We start from the raw sequence: 6114 nt of genomic DNA on the forward strand, positions 1-6114 counted from the left end.
AATAATAATAAATATAGATATAGCGTAAGATAATTTTCCGAAATTATCTGGGCCTATATACTTTGCTACATAAGATGTAATAAATATTAGCCCAAAAATAGATAATAGTTTTTCAATTATTATCCAAGATGAATTTTTTATAATAGATAAATTATTACTAAAAAAATAACTTAGCTTTTCTACGAAGTTTCTATACATAATATGTATAATTAACCTTTATTGTGATAAGGTAGATTTGGTAGTTTTAAATATTCTCCCATAATTGCATCACCATTAGGTAATAACACATTACTAATTTTATTATCAAGTCCAGCTGCTGGAGTAAAAGTTAATTCACCAAAAATAATATTACCATCATTAATATAAAAATCTGCTCTTACAAAAACAAAATCCTGGCATAGTTTTTTTGCATAAATAAATAATTCATCAAAACCTAAAGGTTTGTCTAATTTTATATTAGGATTTTTTTCATAGGCTGAACCAAAAGGCAATAAATTAAAATTCTTATCTACAAAATAATATTTAGGATGACCTGTATTCCTTTCACAACAAATCATTACAAACTCAGGCTTTCCATTAAAGCAATAGACTTTGTAATCTTCGGGTAACTGATTTTTTTCATTTTTGATTAATTTTTCAATAATAATTTTTTTAGGGATTTTTTTGTAGTGAGTTTCTGCCATTTTTAGCCAATAATCTTCATTTAGCCATCTCTTTATTAATTCTTTAGTCATATTAATATCAAGATTTTTTTTATTTTGACATATTATGTTATAACCGGCACCATGATTGCATTTAATAACAAATCCATTGGGTAAAGTATCCCAGTCAATTTCATTGATGCTATCATATGAAGCGATTAATTCATTTAATATTTCTCTACAATCTTTATTAACAACATAATCTCTAACTTTATATTTATCTGCACAAATAGTATATAACTTATCTCTAGGATATATATTTAATTTTAACCATTGTATTTTTTCATTAAATGTGGACGGTTTTTTTATATTTAGTTTTTTATGAAAAACATAATAATAATGTAATTTGCTTGATAGTTTAGGTGATATTTTTGTAATTTGTGTTAGTATGATTTTTAATGTTTTTTTTATCAGATTCTTCACTATTAATTTTTCCAAAAATAAAAGATAAAATATATTTTATGCGATGTTGTATGATATTAACTTCATATCATCTTTTCTGAAATTCTATTATTTTTTTATTTTTAATTATTCCATTTTCTATTTCTATAGCATTTTTTATTATAGGATCTTTTTTCCATAAATTAGAAATAAATAGTTCTAAAAAAGGAATTAATGATTTAGTTATTTCATAAGAAGCAGAATCCCAATAAATAGATGGTGTATTGTCTATAGAGTAATATTTAATATTTTCACTAATATTAATAAATGGTTCATCGAAGTAAGTTGGACTAGCAAATTCAAACCCCATATTTTTATCACAACTAATATCAATGATAGTTGTTTTTTTTGTTATTTTATCAATATCATTATTTTTTATAAATATAATAGGAGATGTTGGGTTTTGTAATACACAATTAATAATAATATCATAGTTTTTTAATACATCTATGGATTCTTTTTTTTCTTGGTTATTACTTTCTAAGTAAACAACTTTGTTTTCGGTAATTATTCTTTTGTAATCTATGCTTTCTATAGGTGACTTGATTAAAAACTGAGGTCTATTACTAAATGTTGTGATTTCATTTATTCCTAATGATTTTAGGCTATTTATAGCTCCCCTTGCAGTAGCTCCAAACCCTAGTACAGCTGCTTTTAATTTTTTACCAAAATAGCCATTAATGCCTTGTAACATTAGCATGTGTTGGACTGCGGCATATCCTGCTAATTCATTATTTCTATTGAAAATATGTGTTTTATCATTGCCACCATACATAGCTTCCCATGCGATCAATGTCATACCATTTTCAGTCGCTGCCTGAGTTATCTCACGACCTTGAACGCAATGTAGCCAGCCAAATAATATTTTATTTTTAGAGAAAAATTTGAAATCCTCTTTTTCTGGCTTCGGTAAGATCCAAATATCTGATAATGAAAATAAATCTTCTCTAGATGCAATTCCGGCAAAGAATTCACTAAAATATTCATCACTTATATTGAATCTTTTTCCATAGCCTTTTTCAAAAAGGAGATTTTTTTTAATCTTTTGAGGTATTAAGTTAAATAGATCTGGATGTAATGGGATTCTTGTTTCATTTTTCTTTGTTGATGTGCCGAATATCGCAATTAAGTTACACATAAATTTCTCTATTAGTTTTATTTCTAAATAAATTTTAAATTATCTTTTAATTACTTCTCTTATCGAATTTATTTCACTGCTAGTAAGCAATGGAAAAGCTACCGCACTGGGTTTACGGCCCCCAGAGCGCCAAAATTTATCTTAAAAAACTCTTATCTTGCTGTTATTCAAGAGTTTTATCATATAAGCATACTTTAACAATATGCTGTAAACCGCACTGAGAGTAGACTCTTCAAATCAGTGGGTCAAGTAATTGGTGGCTATTCTAGCATTGATTATAGATATATAAATACTGGAATAACGGTTGAACTAACAAGATCATTCTGAATTATGCTGTATATGGCTCATAAAAAGAATATGCCACCTATTTTCTAATAAGTGGCATGATATTTTGATACAGTAATTATATTACTCAATTATGATGTAACCGTTTTATTAGTTGCACCTGCTCTTGGTAACCAAATCTCTACTCTTAACCCGCCTAATGGACTATCATCTGCTTTTACATGGCCTCTGTGTTGGCTTACCGCAGTTTCCACTATCGCAAGGCCTAATCCCGTACCACCTGATTCTCTGTCTCTTGCTTCATCAGTGCGATAGAAGGGGCGAAAGATATGTTCTCTATCTTCAGGGCTAACACCTGGGCCATCATCATCAACAATAATTGTGATACCTTGATTTTGTTCCGTAAATGCGACTTCAATGCGAGAGTTAGAGTAACGCAGTGCATTACGGACAATATTCTCAAATGCGCTCGCAAGTGAATAAGGGTTGCAATATATTGGCCAAGCACCGGGTGGGGTGGTGACTGCTAACGTTTTATTGCTTTGTTCTGCTTCAAACTTAGCATTATCTAAAATATCATCCCAAAGCTCGTTAGCTTTTACGCTTTCACGTAATAGCTCGTTCTTGTACTGATTACGAGAGAGCACCAGCAAATCATTAATCATGCCATCAAGACGTTGAGTCTCGGTTTCAATACGCTCAAGCTCTTTGCTTTCACCATGACGACGGCGTAATAATGCGCTAGCTAATTGTAAGCGTGTTAATGGTGTTCGTAATTCATGCGAGATATCAGAAATTAAACGTTGCTGAGCAGCAACCATGCGCTCAAGGGCACTTATCATCTGATTAAAACTCGTCCCCGCAGCTAAAAATTCTTGTGGGCCTGTTTCCAGTTCAGGGTGAGGGCGCAGATTACCTTTAGCGACATCATCAGCAGCATTTTTAAGTTGTCTTGCAGGTTTTGCTAAACTCCAAGAAAGCCAAACTAATAATGGCGTACTAATAAGCATGGTAAATATTAGTAACAATAAAGGTTTATCAAATAATAAGTTAATGAAGTCAGATTGAGGACTACTTGAAGGGCGAACTAAGTAAAGCTGATAGTGATCTTCACCATCTCTTACTGAAAACGGCCCAAGCATCTCAGAGCGACCATACTTTTTCTTTTTAGGATGATCTGCATTATCAGATTGTCCCATAAAGTTCCTGACCACTTGCATCTCATTACGTTGAGCGCCAATAATGCGTCCTTCGCTGGTCACGATAATTAAGCGTTGTCCTGGAGGTGCCCATTTATCAATAGCTCTGATAATTCGACGCCACCAAAGAAGATCATTAGCGGGGTCTTGTGCTAATTCTGCTTCTATATGTTGTTCTAGCATAACACCCTGACGGTATTCACTCTCCAATAGAGTGGTAAGCTGGCGCGAGTCCAGCTTTGGAACCATCATAACTAGCATTAAGACTAACGCTAGTGTCAGCCAGAATATTGCAAAAATGCGTGCTGACAGACTATTTATCATAAATTTATTTATTAAGTTATAGAAACCATTAGATAACCACGGCCACGTAATGTTTTAAACCAAGGCTGTCCATCTGTTCTTTCAGGTAATTTACGGCGTAAATTGGAAATATGCATATCAATCGCCCTATCAAAAGGCGTTAAACGCTTACCCAGTACTTCTTGACTGAGATGCTCACGTGAGACGACTTGCCCTAAATGCTGAGCAAGAAGATACAAAAGTGTAAACTCAGTACCTGTTAACTCAAGAGGCTCGTTATCAAAACTTGCTTCTTGTCTACCAGGGTTCAGTTGTAATTTATCAACCTGTAATGTTGGAGATGAACTGTTGTCACTTTGCTTTTGTTCACTCCAGTTAGAGCGACGTAAAATAGCTCTAATACGTGCAACAAGCTCTCTATCATTAAAAGGTTTAGGTAAATAGTCATCAGCACCGAGTTCTAAACCAAGAACGCGGTCTAAATCACTTCCTCTTGCTGTCAACATGATGACTGGGGTTTGGAAGTTTTGGCGTAACTCTTTAAGTGTTTCTATCCCATTTTTACGTGGCATCATAACGTCCAGTAATAATAGATCGATAGAAGCATCTAACAGTTTAAGTGCTTGTTCGCCATCAGAGGCGAGTACAACATTAAAGCCTTCCATTTCAAGCAGTTCTTTTAATAACGATGTCAATTCGCGATCGTCATCAACTAATAAGATTTTATGCATTCGTCAATTCCTCCAAGAGAAAAATACGATAATAAGTAGCGCGAATCCATGACTTTACGTACTTTTACACGCTCTGACGCTAGTTTGCAGCCGCGACTGTATAGTAATCCACATAGCAAAGAATTACACATATTTAGGTAGCATCAAACATTAATTCAGTTAGGTATTAATAACCTAGTTAGGAGTAAAAGCAATGAGTAAAGTAGCAATGGTTGCACTGGCATCTATGTTTTTAGTCGCTCCGACGGTTGTATTAGCTGAAAATGCAAATACCAAATCGCCTACTGAGCAACAATATAATGGTAATTATCGTTGTGGTCATGATATGCAAAATGACCGCGGACATCGTGGCCAAATGATGCATCGTACGTCTGATGATACACGTATGTTCAACGGTATTACATTAACAGAGCAACAACGTACACAAATGCGAGATTTGATGCGAGAGCATCATCAAAATAGAGATAAACAAAGTTTTCGTGGATATCACGAGAATATGCACAAATTAGTTACTGCTGATAAATTCGATGAGGCAGCAGTAAGAGAACAGATACAAAGTATGGATAAGCAAGCTGTTGAACGCCGAGTTGAAATGGCAAAAGTTCATAATCAAATGTATCAGTTACTCACCCCTGAACAAAAAGTGCAGTTGGAAAAGCGTTATCAACAGCATCAATCATTACCTTTAGATGAAAGTAATAGTAAGTAGTTAAGTAAGAGTGTAGTAAGCAGTACCTAGTTAGAGAGTAAGTAGCAACAACGAAGTTTTTTCCTTGCCATAGACACCATCCCTGTCTTTTGCAGCCCCTCTGGAGAGGGGCTTTTTTTTATCTTTTTTATTCAACTTGGCTGAAAAGAACTACATCTTCATTTGCATCTAAAATGCGATCATGCGCTTTTTGTTGTTCTATAATTTGGGGATCAACTTTAAACCCAAGAAGCATAGAAAGGATATATTTATTCATTAATCCACTTATCCAACCATCATCGTTTCTGAAATTCTCGATAAATTGGCAATTATAATTATTGGATTTAAATAAAAATGGAACAAAATATTGTTCTCTTCCTTTTTCGAATCCATGTCCTTTGTTTACTATTTCGCCATGATCTGATGTGTATATAAGCGTATAGGGCTGATTATTTTCTTCGATGGTCTCAATTAATGAAGATAATACTCTATCAGTATGATGTATTGTCCAATCATATTCTTCTGCTTGTGGCAGTTCGTTTTGATCATCTTCATCAAAATTATTATAAGGTTGATGATTTCCCCATAAATGAACAATAATAAATTTATTTTCATTACTGTTTGTCAT

6 protein-coding genes are annotated in these 6114 nt (G+C 33.3%); 1 reads left to right on the plus strand and 5 read right to left on the minus strand.

Translation table 11 applies throughout. The features are described 5' to 3' along the window. Positions 1-209: 209 nt before the first annotated feature. The 4 genes from M983_RS08790 to cpxR all read right to left on the minus strand — a co-directional run bounded on the left by M983_RS08790 (position 210) and on the right by cpxR (position 4798). On the minus strand, positions 210-1124 hold the full coding sequence (locus M983_RS08790) for an ATP-grasp fold amidoligase family protein (protein WP_245684033.1): 915 nt from the start codon (positions 1122-1124) through the stop codon (positions 210-212). Between the two features lie 67 nt (positions 1125-1191). Next, positions 1192-2280: a Rossmann-fold NAD(P)-binding domain-containing protein gene (locus tag M983_RS08795; protein ID WP_066749702.1), complete on the minus strand. Its 1089-nt coding sequence runs from the start codon at positions 2278-2280 to the stop codon at positions 1192-1194. Between the two features lie 416 nt (positions 2281-2696). Next, the gene (cpxA, locus tag M983_RS08800) at positions 2697-4088 is read right to left on the minus strand and encodes an envelope stress sensor histidine kinase CpxA (RefSeq protein ID WP_066749703.1); all 1392 of its coding nucleotides are present in this window, start codon (positions 4086-4088) and stop codon (positions 2697-2699) included. An 11-nt stretch (positions 4089-4099) separates the two neighbouring features. Then, positions 4100-4798, minus strand: a complete 699-nt coding sequence (gene cpxR / locus M983_RS08805; RefSeq protein WP_066749704.1) for an envelope stress response regulator transcription factor CpxR — start codon at positions 4796-4798, stop codon at positions 4100-4102. Between the two features lie 193 nt (positions 4799-4991). Between cpxR and cpxP the strand changes: the two genes are divergently transcribed. Continuing rightward, a complete protein-coding gene (gene cpxP, locus M983_RS08810; RefSeq protein WP_066749705.1) occupies positions 4992-5507 on the plus strand; it encodes a cell-envelope stress modulator CpxP in 516 nt (171 codons plus the stop codon). Positions 5508-5634: 127 nt separating this feature from the next. Here the strand turns inward: cpxP and M983_RS08815 are convergent. After that, a partial coding sequence (locus M983_RS08815) for a sulfatase-like hydrolase/transferase (protein WP_066749706.1) occupies positions 5635-6114 on the minus strand: 480 nt, incomplete at its 5' end.

It is taken from the genome of Proteus myxofaciens ATCC 19692 (assembly GCF_001654855.1).
GTDB lineage: Bacteria > Pseudomonadota > Gammaproteobacteria > Enterobacterales > Enterobacteriaceae > Proteus > Proteus myxofaciens.